This is a genomic window from Ruminobacter amylophilus (genome assembly GCF_900115655.1).
Classification (GTDB): Bacteria; Pseudomonadota; Gammaproteobacteria; order Enterobacterales; family Succinivibrionaceae; genus Ruminobacter; species Ruminobacter amylophilus.
Map to the genome: position 1 here is coordinate 34116 of NZ_FOXF01000012.1, position 18139 is coordinate 52254.

At 43.3% G+C, this 18139-nt stretch carries 13 protein-coding genes; 10 read left to right on the plus strand and 3 right to left on the minus strand.

Annotation, left to right across the window (positions count from 1 at the left end):
* Window positions 1-24 precede the first annotated feature (24 nt).
* Complete coding sequence (locus tag BMY80_RS04845) at window positions 25-1362, minus strand: carbohydrate porin (RefSeq protein WP_093141473.1); 1338 nt, start codon at window positions 1360-1362, stop codon at window positions 25-27.
* 214 nt (window positions 1363-1576) lie between these two features.
* Between BMY80_RS04845 and BMY80_RS04850 the strand changes: the two genes are divergently transcribed.
* The 8 genes from BMY80_RS04850 (at window position 1577) to BMY80_RS04885 (ending at window position 12061) form a co-directional block, all read left to right on the plus strand.
* Window positions 1577-2689 carry a MalM family protein gene (locus tag BMY80_RS04850; protein ID WP_093141441.1) on the plus strand — a complete coding sequence of 371 codons (1113 nt, stop codon included), beginning with the start codon at window positions 1577-1579 and terminating at the stop codon, window positions 2687-2689.
* A gap of 263 nt (window positions 2690-2952) precedes the next feature.
* Window positions 2953-3339: a response regulator gene (locus BMY80_RS04855; protein ID WP_037318568.1), complete on the plus strand. Its 387-nt coding sequence runs from the start codon at window positions 2953-2955 to the stop codon at window positions 3337-3339.
* A 38-nt stretch (window positions 3340-3377) separates the two neighbouring features.
* Window positions 3378-5885: a chemotaxis protein CheA gene (locus tag BMY80_RS04860; protein ID WP_093141443.1), complete on the plus strand. Its 2508-nt coding sequence runs from the start codon at window positions 3378-3380 to the stop codon at window positions 5883-5885.
* A gap of 71 nt (window positions 5886-5956) precedes the next feature.
* Complete coding sequence (locus BMY80_RS12680; RefSeq protein ID WP_093141446.1) at window positions 5957-7705, plus strand: chemotaxis protein CheB; 1749 nt, start codon at window positions 5957-5959, stop codon at window positions 7703-7705.
* Window positions 7706-7740: 35 nt separating this feature from the next.
* The gene (locus BMY80_RS04870) at window positions 7741-8517 is read left to right on the plus strand and encodes a ParA family protein (protein WP_031578609.1); all 777 of its coding nucleotides are present in this window, start codon (window positions 7741-7743) and stop codon (window positions 8515-8517) included.
* Entirely contained in the window at window positions 8514-9449 is a 936-nt protein-coding gene (locus BMY80_RS04875; RefSeq protein WP_093141449.1) for a chemotaxis protein CheW, read from the plus strand. Before BMY80_RS04870 ends, BMY80_RS04875 begins: the two co-directional genes overlap by 4 nt.
* A 261-nt stretch (window positions 9450-9710) precedes the next feature.
* A complete protein-coding gene (locus tag BMY80_RS04880; protein WP_051621757.1) occupies window positions 9711-10202 on the plus strand; it encodes a chemotaxis protein CheW in 492 nt (163 codons plus the stop codon).
* Between the two features lie 683 nt (window positions 10203-10885).
* Complete coding sequence (locus tag BMY80_RS04885) at window positions 10886-12061, plus strand: bifunctional chorismate mutase/prephenate dehydratase (protein ID WP_031578612.1); 1176 nt, start codon at window positions 10886-10888, stop codon at window positions 12059-12061.
* A 434-nt stretch (window positions 12062-12495) separates the two neighbouring features.
* Here the strand turns inward: BMY80_RS04885 and BMY80_RS04890 are convergent, their stop codons facing one another.
* On the minus strand, window positions 12496-14232 hold the full coding sequence (locus tag BMY80_RS04890) for an alpha-amylase family glycosyl hydrolase (protein WP_093141451.1): 1737 nt from the start codon (window positions 14230-14232) through the stop codon (window positions 12496-12498).
* Between the two features lie 335 nt (window positions 14233-14567).
* Window positions 14568-15680, minus strand: a complete 1113-nt coding sequence (locus BMY80_RS04895) for an anhydro-N-acetylmuramic acid kinase (protein WP_093141454.1) — start codon at window positions 15678-15680, stop codon at window positions 14568-14570.
* A gap of 330 nt (window positions 15681-16010) precedes the next feature.
* Between BMY80_RS04895 and tyrS the strand changes: the two genes are divergently transcribed.
* Together tyrS and BMY80_RS04905 are read left to right on the plus strand one after the other, a co-directional pair.
* Window positions 16011-17213 (plus strand): tyrosine--tRNA ligase, encoded by a 1203-nt coding sequence (gene tyrS, locus BMY80_RS04900; protein WP_031578615.1) that lies wholly within the window; start codon window positions 16011-16013, stop codon window positions 17211-17213.
* 222 nt (window positions 17214-17435) lie between these two features.
* Window positions 17436-18137 carry an SIMPL domain-containing protein gene (locus tag BMY80_RS04905; RefSeq protein ID WP_093141457.1) on the plus strand — a complete coding sequence of 234 codons (702 nt, stop codon included), beginning with the start codon at window positions 17436-17438 and terminating at the stop codon, window positions 18135-18137.
* Window positions 18138-18139: the final 2 nt, after the last annotated feature.

Genomic DNA, 18139 nt, shown 5'->3' on the forward strand with positions numbered 1-18139 from the left:
ATCTTATTGATTTATGCAAACTGATTACCACCAGGCTTCAACCTGAGTACCGAAGCTGAACTGGAAGTTATGGTTGTCAAGCTTAGCATCACCAACCTTATGTTTGAACTGATCGCCACCCTGATATGATGCATAGAAGCGGATAGCAGGACGAGACCAGAAGCCCTTACCTGGAGTAAACTGCTGAGCAAGAGTAACCTTGTAAATGTCTGGGTTACCGTTATCGTACCTGTCCCATGCTGGCTTACCTTTATCATCCAGTTTATTTGTACCATTCTTCTTCTGTGAATAGCCCAATTCTAAAGTAGTACGGGTGTATTCAGTCCACTTGTATTCTGGACGCACGGTTAAGCTGTATTCCCAACCGCTGTTTGATCTGCTCCATGAACCTTCAGCTTTATTACCCTGAGCAATGTAGCCCCAGAATAAGCCGTAAGCAAGAGTAAAGTCATTAATATCGTAAGTACCCCAGTCTACAAGTCTTACACCATTAATATCCTTACCTGAAGTGTAAATATTGGTACCATTGCTACCAAATGCTCCAACGTCAGAGAATCCATTATTTCCCCACTGAACAATGAAGTGGTTCATCAGAGTGTCAACATTGAGAGTATGATCTAAGGTTAAGAGAACACCAGAGTTCTTGCTGAATCCATAGTTGTCAGCCTGATAATCAGATACCATAGGGATACCGTAGATGGCTACAGCATCTAAAGAACCGAATGAACCTAAACTGATAGCATTCCAACGTAAATCAAGATTGTAGTTATTTCTGTAGGAAGTGCCTTTATTATCAGAGGTGTTCTTCATTACTGCAAAATTAAGGTTACCATTACCTACATCAATGCCTTCAATACCGGCACCATAACCTGCTGTTGATAAAGTGTAGATATCCCAAATATGAATATCTTTACGCTGATAGAATCTCTTACCAGCCCAAAGGGTGTAATCATCAGTTACATAATTACCCCAGAATTCACGAATTGCTGTACGTCCGCCACCCCAGCCATCTGCTGAGCCATCACCTTTGTTTCCGTATGACTGCCAGTCATTCCACTGAGAGTCATGACCATCGTCTGACTGTACAGTACCATAAGCAAGACGAGTGTTAACATTGAACTTTCTGCTGTTCTTGTTATAAACTTCCTGACCTAAAGCCATTTCAGCATAAGTGTCGCATTCATCACCTAAACGACCAACCTTGTGACCTGCGGTACCGTCACCACCACAGAAAACATCACCGCCACGAGCACTAGCCTGCATTCCAGAACGGAAGTAACCGTGGAAATCAACAGCTGAAGCTGATACTGAGCCAGCAGCAAAAGCAACTGCAGCTGCTAAAGGAAGCCAATTAATCTTCATAACCTTCATGATAAATCCTTCTTATCATGAAAATCTTTACAACCCCTTGAGTATCAATGTGTCTGAGGTTTTTTGGTATCTGTGTTGTCGTTGATGTTTGCGGTTTTGTCAAAAATAATACCTGTTTAGCTGTTAAAACAAATATGCAGTTAAACTATTTATGAAAAAAACTGTCTTATGAGTTAAAATATTGCCATTCTTGTTTGGAGGACGCATGTTAAAGTCTATTTTTTCAGTTGGTCTTGCTGCAACTGTATTTTTATCTGTAGTGGGGTGTTCAAATCTTTCTGATGTTTTTTTCAAGCCTGCTCCATCTTTTCTGTCTCTGGAAGATGCCAACAAAGAGCTTGCTGAAGCCAAAGTGTGCTGTGAAAAAGATATTTTTAACGGTCAGATAATTAACGTTACCAAGACATCTTCCGAAAATTACAAATTTGATCTTGAGAATGCTCAGGCTTTTGATTTTCCAACCGGTAAGAGTTTTTTCAGAATTTTTCAGCTCCCTATAAATGCAACTCATCTGTCAATTAACTTCGAGTCTGAAATAATAAATACAACCTTCAAGCCGAAGATTGATTTTTATAATGCGAACAAGCAGCTGGTGAGCACCATTAAGCCTAATGCGTTTAAATACAGGGACAGCGCCATTACAGACGGATTTTTATCCACCAAGATAGTTGTTAACAATGCAAGTGCCAAGCCTGGTCGCGAGTTTGCCTATATGGTCATATACACCACCAGGAATGAACTTGCCGAAACCACTTCAATGATGCATCCTGAAGTTAAGCGTGCCATTGCCAGAAATCTGACTCCACCTAAGTTTGATGATGTTAAGATTCCTCATTCACCAATCGGAACCGTGAACATCACATTCAAATTCCGTCAGGAAGACCAGTCAGCAATGGATGAGCTGATAAGTTATCTGGATGGTCCGTTAATCGGCGGTAAGGATTCTGATGAAAACAATCGTCAGGAAAACGTGGTTCTTGCTTCAGGTGAAGTGTATTCCGTTTCATCTCAGAGAGAGGGGACTACAGCCGTTATATCCACTGACAGCAAGGGACATAATCTTGTTTATTCAAATGACATAGCAGGAACAAATCTTGAGAGTGCCGGAAAGTCTCTCGAAAACACCGGTGCAAATTCAAGTGGCGGCACTCAGGTTGTCATGATGAAGGAAACGGAAGATCTGTATAACGGTATGATAAAGAAAGCAGTACAGTCCGGCGATTACGAAAAGGCCATGTCTCTTGTCGCCGAAGCACAGAGAGCCGGTTCTTCATCTGCAAAACAGACCTTTATTGATGCGATAAAAGCTAAAAAATAATCAGGTTTTCTGATTTTTAGGTTAAACAGGTTCCCGACGGAAAAGCGGGAACCTGTTTTTTTTGTGTGTGTCAGGTACTGAACAATAGCTGTATCTCAAGGTGTTTAAGCTTCGTTATAAAGTGTTTTTGTTTTATATCAGTATGTATCACATTTTATTAATCATCCCCGTACAGCTTGTATTATTTGCTGTATAGATCGCTGAAAAATATTCTGCTGTTGTCATAATAATCTAGAGTGTTTTGTTTTTTTAGAGATGCATTTATGGATAAATCCATGAAAATTCTCATTGTGGATGACTTTTCCACGATGAGAAAAATTGAAAGAAAGATTCTAAATGAACTGGGGTTTGAAAACGTGGCCGAAGCCGATGACGGCAGTACAGCGCTGCCTCTGCTGGAGAACGGTGATTTTGATTTCGTAATAACCGACTGGTACATGCAGGACATGCAGGGATATGATTTACTGGTGGCTATCAGACAGAATCCGAAACTTAGCAGAATACCGGTTATGATGGTTACGGCCAAAGTCGAACAGGAAGAACTCGTAAAGGCTGCCAAAGCGGGATTGAACGGTTTTATAGTTAAACCGTTTACCGCCGAAGCATTGCAGGCAAAGATGCAGAGAATTTTTGAAAGAATCGGTAAATAGTTACATTTGAGTTTAGGTAACTTCATAAAGGTGTGGGTATGGCTTTAGATGGAGTTGATCAGGAAATCCTTGAGGATTTTCTAGTAGAAGCCGGAGAAATCATTGACAATTTAGCTACTCAGCTTGTTGATCTTGAAAAGACTCCCGAGGATAAGGATTTATTGAATTCCATTTTCAGAGGATTTCATACGGTCAAGGGTGGCGCCGGTTTTTTGGGACTGACTGATCTGGTTAACGTATGTCACGGAGCTGAAAGCGTGTTTGATGCTCTGCGCAAGGACACCTGTAAAGTATCTCCTGCTCTGATGGATGTCGTACTGCAGGCTTATGACTGCATATGCAATATGTTTACCCAGCTTAAGGAAGGCAATATGCCTGTAATTCCTTATCCTGACATCATAGACAGACTTCATGGAATAGTAGAAGGCGGAAACGCAGAGACTGCTTCATCTCAGGCATCATCTGAAAACAAAACACCTGAGGCAACCTCAGAGCCGGCACAGCCTGAAATAATACTGGCTGAAAATCCTTCTGCAAAGGATCATGAGTTTTCTGATGACGATTTCGAAAATCTGCTCAATTCTCTCCAGGGCGGCGACACAGAGGTTCCGTCATCCGGTTCATCAGACACCACAAAAACAGAAAATAAACCGACTGAAACCACCGTACAGGCTGCCGACAGTTCATCTCACGAATTCACCGATGATGATTTTGAGGCTCTTCTGGATTCTCTTAACGGAGGAGAGGCTCCGCTGGGTAATGATGCTCAGGATGCTGTCAAAGCTTCCGGAAACGGTCATGAAGTCAAGGATCCGGTGGATGACGACTTTGAGGCCATGCTGGCATCGGCCGAAGCCAAACCGATATCAATTCCTGAACTCAGAAATCTGGACAGGGAGCCTATGACGGTTTCCGCAAAAGAAGCGCCAAAGGCTCAGAACGGAGACAGTAAAAACGAGTCTGCTCCGGTTTCAAAAAAAGAATCAGCGGACAGCGGGGCATCCACGGATTTTTCAGATGACGATTTTGAAAATCTGCTGGATTCTCTATACGGAAAGAACGGAGATCCATCAGCTGGACAGGGAACCGAAAAAACATCTTCAGTTTCAGCTCCGGCCGTGAAACCTGCCGCACCTGCTTCAGAACAGAAGTCAAAGGCTGAAATCAAAGCTGCTTCGACTCCGGTTTTAAAACCAGAAGAGAAAAAGGGTTCGTCAGGAACACCGGTGAAATCCACTTCATCAGCAGTTAAGACGGAACAGAGCAAGACAGCAGAAGACAAGAATCATGAACCTCATGCGGTTGGCGGCAGCGGAGCTGTAGCGGACACAACTGTTCGAGTTGACGTAAAGATCATGGATGACATCATGAATATGGTCGGTGAACTCGTGCTTGTGAGAAACCGTCTGCTTAGTCTCGGCGGAGCTCACGATAATCTTCTTGCTCATTATGAGGAAGTTCAGAAGGCCATTGCCAATCTGAATCTGATAACAGGTGATATTCAGGGACTTGTTATGAAAACACGCATGCAGCCGATTAAGCGTGTGTTCAGCAGATTCCCGAGGGTTGTAAGAGATCTTGCCAGAAACCTGAATAAGGAAATCGAACTGGTTACCGAAGGTGAGGAGACCGATCTGGATAAGAATCTTGTTGATTCTCTTGCCGATCTGATGATACACCTCGTAAGAAATTCCTGTGACCACGGTATTGAGCCTCCGGACGTTCGCGTCAAGGCAGGTAAGCCAAGACTCGGCAGGATTACGTTAAGTGCTTCCCAGCAGGGTGATCATGTACTGCTTAAAGTCATCGACGACGGTTACGGCATGGATCCTGAGGTTATCAAGAAGACGGCAATAAAACAGGGAATTCTTGATCCTGAAAGAGCTAAAACCATGACGGCGGAAGAGTCGTACAATCTGATTTTTGCTCCGGGATTCTCCACAAAATCCTCCGTTTCCGACATATCCGGTCGCGGTGTGGGCATGGATGTGGTAAAGACCAATATTGCCAAACTTAACGGTTCCTTTACCATATATTCACGAAAGGGTAGCGGTACTACCATTGAGATCAAGGTTCCTCTGACTCTGGCTATTCTGCCAACCATGATGGTCATGGTTGGAAATCAGAATTTTGCCCTGCCTCTGAGTTCCATCAATGAAATTTTTTATCTGAAGCTTGATGATGTGAATAACCTTGACGGACAGAAGACTATTGTAATCAGAGAAAAAGCCTATCCGCTTTTCTATCTGCAGGACTGGCTGATAAGAGACAAGTCTAAGGTAACTCATCCTTCAGAAGCTCCGGTAATCATGGTTCACAGTGCCGGAGGTGCTGATAATCTTGTGGCATTCGTGGTTGATGACCTGATTGGACAGGAAGAAGTGGTAATCAAGCCTCTGGATGTCCTGCTGAGAGGCGTTCCGGGGATTGCAGGCTCTGCCATTACTTCGCAGGGCGGCATTTCTCTGATTATAGATATTCCGGGACTGCTGCGTTCATACGCCGGCAAGTTCGTGAACAACATGTACCGGGCAAAACTGGCATAGTATAAGTAGAATAATTTAATAAATATTGAGAGGACGTATAATTCATTCTGTTGTGATTTATGCGTTGAGGTATGAGTGTAAAAGTTTTAATAGTAGATGATTCATTCTTTTTCAGAAAGCGACTTTCGGAAGCTATCGACGGTAAAAAGGGGATAGAGGTAGTCGGTTTTGCCTCCAATGGTCGAGAGGCCATTGAGCTTGTGGAAAAACTCCGCCCGGACGTGGTAACTCTGGATGTGGAAATGCCTGAAGTCAACGGACTGGATGCCTTAAAAACAATAATGAAAAAGGATCCGGTTCCGGTGCTTATGTTTTCATCTCTGACTGCTTCCGGAACAAAGGCGACAATCAGTGCCCTGGAATACGGAGCCCTTGATTTTCTGCCTAAAAATTTCAATGATCTTGCCGATCGCAAGACTGATGTTCTTGAAATTGTAACCAATAAGATACTTGCTCTTAGCAGAGCTCAGCATCTGGCGATGATAAAGTCTGTTTCTCACGGTATAGCTTCATCATCAAAGTCCGTGAAATTCGGCAGTGACGCCGGGCTGCTGTCAGATTCTCCGTCAGCTTCAGGTAAATACCGTGCAGACGTGTCAAAGCATAACGACTCCGTGCCTCGTTCAAGAACAACCGTGGCCGGTACAAGAAACTCCGTTTACGGAGATACGGAAAAAGCACATTCGGTTACCGGCTCCGTTCGTGACGACGGCAGGACGGTAGTGACCCGAAAACCTTATTCAAACGACTTTAAAACTCTGACCAAACAGATTACGCGTAACATCAATGACCTGTCTGAAAATATCAGCCTAAGAAAAAAAGTGTCAGCTGACAGGGATCTTTATGACAAGGAAACCAAAAATGTTGCTGGAGATGTCGGGCAGCGCGAGAACAGAGCTGTTTCCGATATGAAATGGCGTGATGTTTCTTCTCAGGTTATCGACAAGGATATTCGTCAGCAGGAAAGTTTTAAGAAGAGTCAGAGTGACTTTCATAATTTCCAGAGATCCTTTAATGAAGACGGTAAGACCAAGGGGCAGGCACATGTAAGCTCATTTACATCAAAGATTGCTCCAAGCTTTTCGGATGCAAAGAAAGCAGTCGTGAGCAGTGGTGGTTCCGGTGAGAGTTCCGGTGATGAAATATCTTCCATCATCGGTGTGAATGATGATCAGCCGTTTGTCAGTCAGAGAATATTTGATGACGGAAAGAAGTCCGGGGAAAACGGCAGTAAATCAGAAGAATATTCAATTGTCGTCATAGGGGCATCAACCGGAGGTCCGGCTGCACTGTTTGAAATGATTGGAAAGTTTCCGGCCGATTTTCCGGTGCCGATTCTCATTGTTCAGCATATGCCTCAGAACTTTACCAAGGCCTTTGCTGAAAGACTTAATAAAATGAGTAAAATCAAAGTTTGTGAAGCACATGATAATCAGGAGCTTGTGGCCGGCTGTGTTTTTGTGGCGCCCGGAGGAATGCAGACCCTGGTGGCAAAGAATAACAACGGCAAACATATCCTGATGATAAAGAAAAGTCCTTCAGAACTGTATTACAGACCATGTATAGACGTAACTCTCGGCAGTGTCGCCAAATGCTACAGCAACAGGGTTCTCAGCGTGGTCATGACAGGTATGGGAGCTGACGGAACCAGAGGTTCCGGAATACTTCGTTCCGTAGGAGCATCAGTATGGGCTCAGAGTGAGAATTCATGCGTGATATACGGTATGCCTAAATCAGTTATAGAGGCCGGGTATGCTGACAGAATTGTGGAACTGGATGATATGTCCAGAGAAATAATTGAAGAAGTCTGCGGCAGATAGACTATGGATTATAAGCAGAGAGTGTTTTAGTTGATATGATTGTTTGGACTATTGCAAATCAGAAAGGTGGTGTGGGAAAAACCACATCAGCAATAACCATTGCCGGTATTCTGGCATCAGAAGGCAAAAGAGTTCTTCTTCTTGATACCGACCCTCATGCGTCCCTTACCGCGTGTTTCGGGTATGATTCGGACGAACTTGAACATACGATGCTTGATCTGTTTACCGATAATGATTATTCCTATGCCGGCATAAAAGAAACTATAATAAGCACTGACGTGGAAAACATAAGTATTATCGGCGGTTCCATAGCTCTGGCCACCCTTGATAAAACACTGAACAGGGACGGTGTGGGGCTTATTCTTAAAAAATCACTGCAGCAGCTGGATAAGGATTTTGACGTGGCCCTGATTGACTGTCCTCCGGTTCTCGGCGTCATGATGGTTAACGCTCTGGCTGCCAGTTCAATGATACTTGTGCCTACCCAGACAGAATTTTTGGCACTCAAAGGTCTTGAGAGAATGATGAAGACCTTTGAAATACTCAGAGGCACCAAGGCTGACGAAATGAATTACGTAATCGTTCCTACCATGTATGACAGACGAACCAAGGCTTCAAACCAGAGCCTTGAGTCCATCAGACATAATTATGCCGAGAGAGTATGGCGTGGAGTTATTCCTATTGATACAAGATTCCGTGATGCCAGTGAAAGACATCTGCCGGCATCAAAACTTTATCCTCATTCGAGAGGTGTTGAAGCATACAGGATGCTGATCGCTGATTTGCTTGCCGGAGGCGGTAGAGGTAAATGAGTCGATTAGATCAGCATGAGGCAATGGTGAATTATTTTAATTCACTGCTGACAGATCCATCAGAACAGGCCCAGCCTAAAAAAGCTGAGAAGGTCAGGGAAAGCTCGTCACAGAAGGAGGTGCTGGAAAAAACCTTCAACAGTGAAAGTCTGTCCAGAATGCTGGAGAATATCACATCCGAGGTTCTTGCCGCTCCGGTTTCCGAAAATTCTGAACCGGCCGCGAAGGTGACTGAGGCCGTTACTGAAGCAGTCAGTGAAAAGACTGAAACTGCAGTTGAGAATGAAGTTTCTGAACCTGAAAATGTAATTCAGACGGCCGTGGAGAATGAACAAGCCGTAAAGACAGATACCGTACAGGAAACAGCACCCGTGCATGAGGAGGCTACTGATACCGAGGAGACGCAGGAGTCAGTTCTGCAGACCGGGGAACAGGAGCTGAAGAGCGAACGCTGGTGCAATATTGAAACCGACAGTGAATTTTCGGCACTCCTGTTCAAGGTGGCTGGTATTCTGCTTGCCGTTCCTCTTTTTTCACTCGGAGGCATATTCAAGCCCGTGAAAATCGACAAACTGTTCGGCAAGCCTGAATGGTATGCCGGAATGACCTGTATTCAGAAACAGAACGTATCTGTAGTTGATACGGCGAAGTGGATGCTTCCAGGAAAGGAAATAGTGGCTCACGAATATAATTTCGTCATTCTTCTGAAGAGCAAGGAATGGTGTCTGCAGTGCGATGAACTCGTAGGTACCAAAACGATAAAAAGAGAAGACGTGAAGTGGAGGGGGCTGCACGGCGACAGACCTTGGCTTGCCGGAATTCTGAAAAAGGAAATGTGCGCTCTTCTCCATGTTACCGAACTGGAAAAGATGCTGTCAAAAGGGCTGGATATATACATGAATCAGCCACAGAAAAACTTTGAACGTCATTAAATCGTCCGATTCGTCTGAAAAACCGGACATCGTGAGGTGTTAATCTCTTTTGGAACAGATTATGTCAGCTGAGTATAAAACACCGCTGACGTACGCTTTGTTTGTAAAATTCACCTTATCAGAGACTGAAGTCCGCCCGCATTCCCTTTTTTTTGTTGAATCAGTCATAGACTGATGTTTTCTTTTTAAAAATTGCATGGTGAATTGATTTCTTTATGTTATGTTTAAATCATGATGATTTAACAGGAGACAGCCATTATGATGGAGAACGAAGTTAAGCAGCAGGAAAAGAAAAAGGTTGATGAAGTATTGCGCTGGGTTACTTTTCAGCTGGATAAGGAAGTATATGGCGTGAACGTAATGCAGGTGCAGGAAGTTCTACGTTACACAGACATCGCTCCTGTTCCCGGTGCTCCTGCTTATGTCCTGGGTATAATAAATCTTCGCGGCAATGTGGTAACCATTATCGATACCAGACTTCGTTTCGGTCTCAGTCCGGCTGAAGTAACGGATAATACAAGAATAATTATCATAGAGGTAGATAAGCAGGTTGTAGGCATTCTGGTCGATAAGGTATCTGAAGTCGTTGATTTGTATCAGCACGAAATAGATCCGGCTCCGAATGTCGGTACCGATGCCAATTCAAAATTCATCAAGGGCGTATGTTACAGAAACGACTGCCTGATGATTCTCATTGATCTTGAAAAACTGCTCACTGATGATGAATGGCAGGAAATCAGCAATATCAGCTGATTAGAGAAAAGGTGTAATAAATAGATATTGGTTAATACAGACAGATATAAATAATATATTTGTCTGGAGTTAAAACAGTATAGTATTTATTACATAAAAATGATAAATTATATATATTGTCTTTTTTTTGTACTTTTTTCACATTTTTTTAAATATATGTGGATAAGTTCGTGATTTTACGTTACTATATTACTATGAAATCGTTATCAATTACGTGGTAACGGTTTATCTCTTCATAATAATATGATATTTGGTAATATAAATTGAGAGTTTATGAAATTACCAGCGGATATAAAGACCACCATTATATCCGCTTTTTATTTGCCTAAAATAAAAATGATATATAAAAATATATCAATATTATATCTTAAATAATTTGTTTTTTATACTTAAGTACTTCTTCTTTTATTTTATAAATTATTACGGAATCCCTCATTTTATTAATATTCGTGATAACTCAAGTAATGGCGGGTGCTTTCAAAAAAAATCATAAAGAGAAAAATTTCAGACAAAACACAATTCATTATGAAAAGGAAGGCTGATTTTCATGACGGTTGTGTTGAGTCGGTCCGCAAGGTTTTCTGCTGAAGCAAAATAATATGCAGTGTTCTGTAAACACTGTTATAATTCCATAATACGATAAGATTTCAATCCGTGAAGGTATTAAAGGGATTCCTTAATAAATGAATACTATATCTGAAGTACGCTGTTCAATTAACGAAATAGATTCCGAAATTTTACGTCTGCTGGCTAAACGCAAAGAACTTGATATAAAGATGGCAGATCTCAAATACAGTCAGGGGCTTCCGGTACGCGAAACCAGAGAAAACGAACAGAGCATGCAGAAGCTGATGGATGCCGGCATGGAGCTGAATCTTTCTCCGGATTTTGTAGACAGTGTTTTCAGAACGGTTTTTGCCAATTCATTATCTCAGCAGATTTCATACATCCAGGGAATTGTGGGGATAAATCATCAGCTCAACAGAAAACTGAAAGTTTCTTTTTTAGGTAATGTAGGTACTTATTCATATCTCGCAACCTACAAGTATTTCAATTCCATCTGTGACTACATTCAGCCGAAGAACTGTACCACCTTTGATGATATCATCAGTGCCGTGGAAACCGGTGAATGTGACTGTGGCGTTCTGCCTATTGAAAACACTTCTTCCGGATGCATCAATGAAGTTTATGACCTGCTGCAGAAATCAAACGTTAAAATCATAGGAGAGCTGACTTATCCGATTGAACACACTATTCTGGTGAAGCAGGATACCGATTTATCAAAAATAAAGACCCTGTATGCGCATCCGCAGCCTTTCAGTCAGTGTTCCGACTGGCTGCATGCCAATCTGCCTGATGTTGAATTAAAAGCATGTTCTTCCTCATCTGAGGCGATGGATACCGTCAGAAAGCTGGATCGTGATGACTGCGCCGCAATAGGATGCAGAGAAGCCGGAGCCTTATATTCATTAAAGGCTATTCACGGCAATATAGCCAACCAGAAACGCAACATAACCCGTTTTATCGTTATCAGCATGAGCAATATTATCGTTCCTCCTGATATCGAGGCCAAGACTTCAATTACCTTTACCACTGAAAATACTCCGGGTTCTCTGGTGAGAGTTCTCAACGTGTTCAGCAGTCACAATATCAACGTGGTTAAACTGCAGTCAAGACCTAGAATTCAGAACAATCTCGATAATGAACCCAGAGGCGTGTGGGATGAAACCTTCTATGCCGATATCCTGATTAACGTCAATACACCTCTGATGACAGGTCTCATGGCTGAACTGAGACAGGTTACCGGTTCAATAAGAGTTCTCGGCTGTTATGCCGCAAGTGATGCCACAGGAAGATAAACTTTCGGGATCATACAGGAACCATGAATAATTCCGGCTGTTGCCGGAATTTTTTTGTCTGCATTTTTTCAGTTATCTGGAGATTTGACTGAATTTTTCTGAAATATAAAAAAAACCATCACATTACAAAATGTGATGGTTGAAATTAATGAAGAAACACATGACTCCATAGGAAACTTAATGGAGAAAACACAGGTATGATAACCTTTTCATAACCAATTGCAAATAAGACTACATGTTTTTTGCATTAGCTGTCACAAAATAATGAATGAGCTGTATGTTATTTATTCAGAGTTGTTCTGATTGTTGAAATAATGAGCATTTCAGATATCTGAATACATATGAAAAGGAAAACAACAGTGGTTGTATACGTTTTACTGAATGAAAAAGGGACTCTGATGAGTCCCTTTGACAGTATCCGTTCGGAAAAGTTATTACTTGCAGGTAACGTTTACAAAGGTACCTGAAAGAGCCGGAGCGGTAATCACATTCTTTTTAACTGAACCGCCGAACAGGGATTTCATGGTACAGCCAGAGCTGAGACCAAGCTTGGCCCATACGTTATCATCGATGGTAACCTGACGTTCACCGGTACCGGTATTCATCACATAGATTACCTTGTCGTTCTTGTACTGCTTGAAATCTGCGTAGATTGAGTGATCACTGAACAGATGTACTCTCTTGCCGTGAGACAGGGCTGGGTGTGAGTCTCTGAGTTTCAGTACTGCCGCAACGGAATTCTTGAGCTTCTTTTCGTCTGCTGAAAGCTTGTTAACATGTCCGTCGGTTCTTGAAACGTGGTCATCGCACTGATGTTTTTCGATACAGTTCTTAGGCTTCTGACTGAACCCCTTGAGATCATCACCGGTTTCATCGCCGTAGTATATGGTTAAAGGACCGGACATGGCGGAGAGGAAGCTTATGGCAGCCAGATGGGCGTCATAGTAGCTCTGTCCGTTCTTTCCGTCTTCTTCAAGTTTTGCTCTCTGGAGAAGATCACCGAAACGGACGGTGTCATGGTTGGTGATGAAGTTGTTTAAAATTGACGCCTTGTTGTATCCTCTCATCTTGCTGAGGATTTCATCGTTAAGAGACTGAGCTGGAACACGGCAGTTGCCTGAAGTGAACGGATCTTCTCTTGTAGCCAGAACCTTGGTAAGCTGACTGCGGAGCGGGAAGTTAAAGGCACTGCTTACACCATCGTTTACGAATACGTTCTTTTCGATTTCCTTTGGATTGTCTGTCCAGATTTCTGCAAGAGTATAGCCGAGAGGCAGGGTTCTCTTTGAACCGAGTACATAGGTATTACTCTTCTTTGCTGATTCTTCTTCAACGGCTTCGCGAATCTGCTTCCACTGTTCAGGGGTGAGCTGATATGCCTGGTCAAGTCTCCAGCCGTCGATCTTTGCTTCCCTGATCCAGTAGGTGGCTACTTCCTTAAGAAAATCCATTGATTCATCAACCTTGAAGCAGGTGCCTGCCTTCAATGTCATTTTGTCATCATGTCCTGTAATGTCGCGGCACATTCTGCTGAGAACCAGTTTGTTGCCGTTTGGACTTTCGGTCTTTACGTTAACTTTTGCATGACCGAATACACCGTCGAGGAATACGTACATTCCCTTGGAATGGGCAGCATTAACGAGTTTCTTTAAATCGGCCTTGGTACCGAATCTAGGATCAATTGAGAAGTAATCGGAGGTAAAGTAGCCGGTTCCGTCAAGGAAATCGTCTGAAGTCTGCTGATTCTCCATCTTGGTTGTGGTGAAAATAGGGGTTAACCAGATGGCATTTGCACCGGTTGACTTGATGTAGTCGAGGTTGTCGATAATGCCTTTGAGGTTACCCTGATGACTGCTTGGACCATAGGATACGCCTACGCCTTGAGCTCCTTTTTTACCGTGCATGAAGCTTTCAACCATGATCTGATAGATTCTGAGATCGCAGAATCTGCTGTCCCCGTTGAAGCAGCCCTTATTGTCATTGGTAGTCAGGTTCAGATTTTTGGCAGAAATTTCCACCGGCTGTGTTGAACCGCTTCTGGTACAGTTTATGGTATCAGGATTATCTTCCTGCTGCCATGCGAATTTTTTTGGAGCTCCTGAGGTTGAATTACATCCTGCAACAAGAAGTGCCCCGAGAACGGCGGTAGCGATTATTGATTGTTTTATCATTAGCGTATTCCTTTTATGTCCATTATTATATTTTTCATTTTCACGTGTTCTTGCACATAGTGCATGAATGTTTCCTTCTGTTCTTTATTGTCTTATGGATGAACCGAAGAAAATGATACATGCGAATAAATGACAGTGTATTTATAAACAAAAAATTACCTGTGGAACAGGTAATTTTTTTTATGCATATAAAAACGTTCAGATTGTAACTGTTTATGAAAAATTTTAGGTTGTTACAGTTCAAATTATTAGATAATTATGTGATTAATGACATGTTATGAAAAGGCGGAATGCGTCCGCCTTTATAAGGATTGGCGCAGTACGGAAAATATGACCTACGAAGACTTGGGAGCCGGGTACAGAGCTCCCATTATTTCAGGTTCGGAGGAACCTGTTATTCCTGTCATGTCGATTTTTTCCCTGTTTATGAATTTGTATCCCAGCCAGGCAAATGCCATGGCTTCAAGATAATCAGGATCCACTCCGATTTCTCTGATGCCGGCGACTTTAAGATGACCGCTTCTGCCAGCATGGAATGCTATTCGTTCCATGAGATGGCTGTTGTGACAACCGCCGCCGCAGACATATATTTCACCTTTTTCTCCGAATAAATCAATGCCCTGAACAATCGTTACGGCAGTGAGTTCAGTTACTGTTGCCAGCATGTCGTCAGGACACAGGTTCTGAAGTATTGAGCTTCGATTGAGATAATCACCGTTGAAAAGCTCGCGTCCGGTGGATTTCGGAGGCTCAGCCTTAAAGTAAGGTTCATCGAGAAGTTCTTCAAGGGCTTCAGCACTGACGGTACCGCTGGAAGCATGTTCTCCGCTGAAATCGCTCGGCTGATTCAGGTATTTTCGCGCAAGCAGATCAATCATGGTGTTGCCGGGGCCTGTGTCGAATCCGGATACATTACGTCCTGGAATCAGTACGGATACGTTGGATATGCCGCCTATGTTTACGATGTATCTTGGAGTGTCCGGACTGGCACATATTTCCTGATGAAAAGCAGGCACCAGCGGAGCCCCCTGACCGCCGAGAGCAAGATCCATGGATCTGAAGTCGCAGGTCACGTCAATTCCGGTAAGTGCCGCCAGCAGGGCGTGATTGCCCAGCTGAACCGAAAACCCGTTTTCAGGTTCATGACGGACGGTCTGACCGTGAGAGGCTATGGCGGTGATGTCCTCGGGAGTCAGCTTCTGCCTGATGAGCAGTTCCCTGATTCCTTCCGCAGCAGCCTGTGCATAACGGCATCCGAACATTCCCGCCCTGTGAATTTCATTTTCTCCGGGAGTGCACAGGGCATTTATCGCTTTTCTGTCCTCTTCAGACCATTTCTTTTCAAGTGCGGCCACCAGTCTTATTCTGCCGCCTTTCTGAAAATCCACCAATGCCACGTCAATCGCGTCAGCGCTGGTTCCTGACATAAGTCCTATGTATAAAGCCATTGTTACTCCGTGAGGCTGAGGTCTGTCAGAGCCTCCGTAAATTATGTGTCTGTCGAAAACCGGGATTGAAGATAACTGTTGTCTTTTTGGGAAGAAACATTCAGCGGTTCCGTCTCTGGTTATAATACTTTAGCATGAGATGTCTGAGATATCGATAATTTTATACCTTATTTTGCTTATAGTCTGTGGTAAATTTTTGCTTTTACCTCTATAATGCAAGACGGAAATTTTTTTGTATTTTTTTATTTAAATCGGTTAAACGGATTCTGCCGTTTTTAATGGTTAAAACCAGCGGCGGAACTGTTGCCCTTTATAGATGGAGTATAGGTGATGATTTCAGTTGATGAGGCGTTGTCAGAGATTGTTCGTGGTGCCGATTCTGTAATTTCGGTTGAAGGATTAAAGGCAAAGCTTGAAGAAGGCAGACCATTGAGAATTAAGCTCGGCATGGATCCTACAGCTCCGGACATTCATTTAGGTCACACCGTAATCTTAAACAAGCTGAGAGTTTTTCAGAAGCTTGGTCATGAAATCATTCTGATTATCGGTGACTTTACCGCAGCGGTAGGTGACCCTACAGGCAAGAATGCCACCAGACCCCCTCTTTCAAGAGAAAAGATTCTGGAAAATGCCAAGACCTATGCGGAACAGGCTTTTAAGATTCTTGATGAAAGCAAGACCAGAATCGTGTACAACTCTGAATGGCTTGAAAAGCTCGGAGCTTCCGGCATGATCAAGCTTGCATCACGTCAGACCGTTGCCAGAATGCTTGAACGAGATGATTTCAAGAAGAGATATGCAGCAGGTCAGTCCATTGCCATTCACGAATTCATTTATCCTCTGCTTCAGGCATACGATTCAGTTCATTTGAAGGCTGACGTTGAACTTGGCGGTACCGACCAGCGCTTCAACCTTTTAATGGGGCGTGAACTGCAGAAGGAAGAAGGATTAAGTCAGCAGGTTGCCATCATGATGCCTCTGCTCGTAGGTCTTGACGGGGTCAAGAAGATGAGTAAGAGTGCCGGCAACTACATCGGTGTTCATGATGCTCCTAATGACATGTTCGGCAAGATCATGAGCATCAGTGATGACCTGATGTGGAACTACTATGAACTTCTCAGTGAACGTTCACTGAAGGAAATTGAAGAGTTCAAGTCCGGAATTGCTGCAGGTACTGTAAATCCTAGAGACGTGAAGATTACCCTTGCAAAGGAAATCATTACCCGTTATCACGGAGCCGAAGCTGCAGAAGCCGCTCATCAGGATTTCGTAACCAGATTCTCAAAGAATGCAATTCCTGACGATATCCCAGAAGTAACCGTATCTTTAAACGGTAACGATACTCTTCCTGTAGGCAATCTGCTCAAGGAAGCAGGCCTCGTTGCATCAACCTCTGACGCCATCCGCATGATCAGGCAGGGGGCTGTAAAGCGTGACGGCGAAGCTGTTACCGATACCAAGCTTCCTGTAAGTGCCGGTGAAGCCGTATGGCAGGTCGGCAAGAGAAAGTTCGCAAAGGTTACTCTCGCGTAATCCGGAATAAAAACGGACTTTCACGGAAAGTGTAAAAGATAATGCAGAACGGAGACGTTCTGCATTTTTTTTAGCCTTAATTCATCGGTCATCCTCCGTATTTTGCGTGAAGGTTAAAGGAATCACTAAGTCTGACGTATTCTTTTTTTACACGGTCACGTAAAAGTGATAAGTTTATGTTAATGATTCTTTTTGAGGATTAACTGTTTAAGGAATGATTGTATGGATGGTAAATCTCTGATTGTTTCCTCTCTGCTTCTCGGAGCCTGCTTCATAGCCGGCATGTACACACTGGCTCCTACTCTGGAAATGACGGCAAAGCATCTGATTGAATCGGAAAGACTGGTTACGGTTAAAGGGCTTGCTGAACGCAGGGTAAAAGCCGATCACGTGTATATTCCCATCGGATATTCCGTAAAATCATACAGCCATTCTGACGGTCTGCAGATGATTGATGCCTACAGGGCCCAGGTGCTTGAACATATCAAAAGATATGGTATCAGGGATAATGACATCGGCTTTTCCATGCCTTCGATGTATACCTTCAGTGAAGGCAGTAACGGAACCGGCAGACAGGTGTACAGCATCAGTGCAGGTGTTTATGTATCCACGGATAACATGGAAGCCGCAGAAAAACTTAAAAACAGTTTTTATGAGCTTATGAATGCCGGTATTCCTCTGACTGACCAGTCATGGGATATCAGGTATACCTATAACGGACTTAATGACATAAAACCTGCGATGGTCGAGGAAGCCACACGAAATGCCAGAGAGGTTGCGGAAAAGTTCGCCAGGGATTCAGGTTCGTCACTCGGTAAAATCAAAACCGCCAATCAGGGAGTTTTCTCCATTAACGGTGATGATAAGGATCCGAACAAACTTGTCAGAGTTGTTTCCACTGTTCAGTTCTACCTGAATGATTAGTA

What these genes read in the sequence shown, in the direction of transcription:
- BMY80_RS04845 (WP_093141473.1), bottom strand. Translation starts at nt 1,362, where the DNA reads ATGAAGATTAATTGGCTTCCTTTAGCAGCTGCAGTTGCTTTTGCTGCT.
- BMY80_RS04850 (WP_093141441.1), top strand. Translation starts at nt 1,577, where the DNA reads ATGTTAAAGTCTATTTTTTCAGTTGGTCTTGCTGCAACTGTATTTTTA.
- BMY80_RS04855 (WP_037318568.1), top strand. Translation starts at nt 2,953, where the DNA reads ATGGATAAATCCATGAAAATTCTCATTGTGGATGACTTTTCCACGATG.
- BMY80_RS04860 (WP_093141443.1), top strand. Translation starts at nt 3,378, where the DNA reads ATGGCTTTAGATGGAGTTGATCAGGAAATCCTTGAGGATTTTCTAGTA.
- BMY80_RS12680 (WP_093141446.1), top strand. Translation starts at nt 5,957, where the DNA reads ATGAGTGTAAAAGTTTTAATAGTAGATGATTCATTCTTTTTCAGAAAG.
- BMY80_RS04870 (WP_031578609.1), top strand. Translation starts at nt 7,741, where the DNA reads ATGATTGTTTGGACTATTGCAAATCAGAAAGGTGGTGTGGGAAAAACC.
- BMY80_RS04875 (WP_093141449.1), top strand. Translation starts at nt 8,514, where the DNA reads ATGAGTCGATTAGATCAGCATGAGGCAATGGTGAATTATTTTAATTCA.
- BMY80_RS04880 (WP_051621757.1), top strand. Translation starts at nt 9,711, where the DNA reads ATGGAGAACGAAGTTAAGCAGCAGGAAAAGAAAAAGGTTGATGAAGTA.
- BMY80_RS04885 (WP_031578612.1), top strand. Translation starts at nt 10,886, where the DNA reads ATGAATACTATATCTGAAGTACGCTGTTCAATTAACGAAATAGATTCC.
- BMY80_RS04890 (WP_093141451.1), bottom strand. Translation starts at nt 14,232, where the DNA reads ATGATAAAACAATCAATAATCGCTACCGCCGTTCTCGGGGCACTTCTT.
- BMY80_RS04895 (WP_093141454.1), bottom strand. Translation starts at nt 15,680, where the DNA reads ATGGCTTTATACATAGGACTTATGTCAGGAACCAGCGCTGACGCGATT.
- tyrS (WP_031578615.1), top strand. Translation starts at nt 16,011, where the DNA reads ATGATTTCAGTTGATGAGGCGTTGTCAGAGATTGTTCGTGGTGCCGAT.
- BMY80_RS04905 (WP_093141457.1), top strand. Translation starts at nt 17,436, where the DNA reads ATGGATGGTAAATCTCTGATTGTTTCCTCTCTGCTTCTCGGAGCCTGC.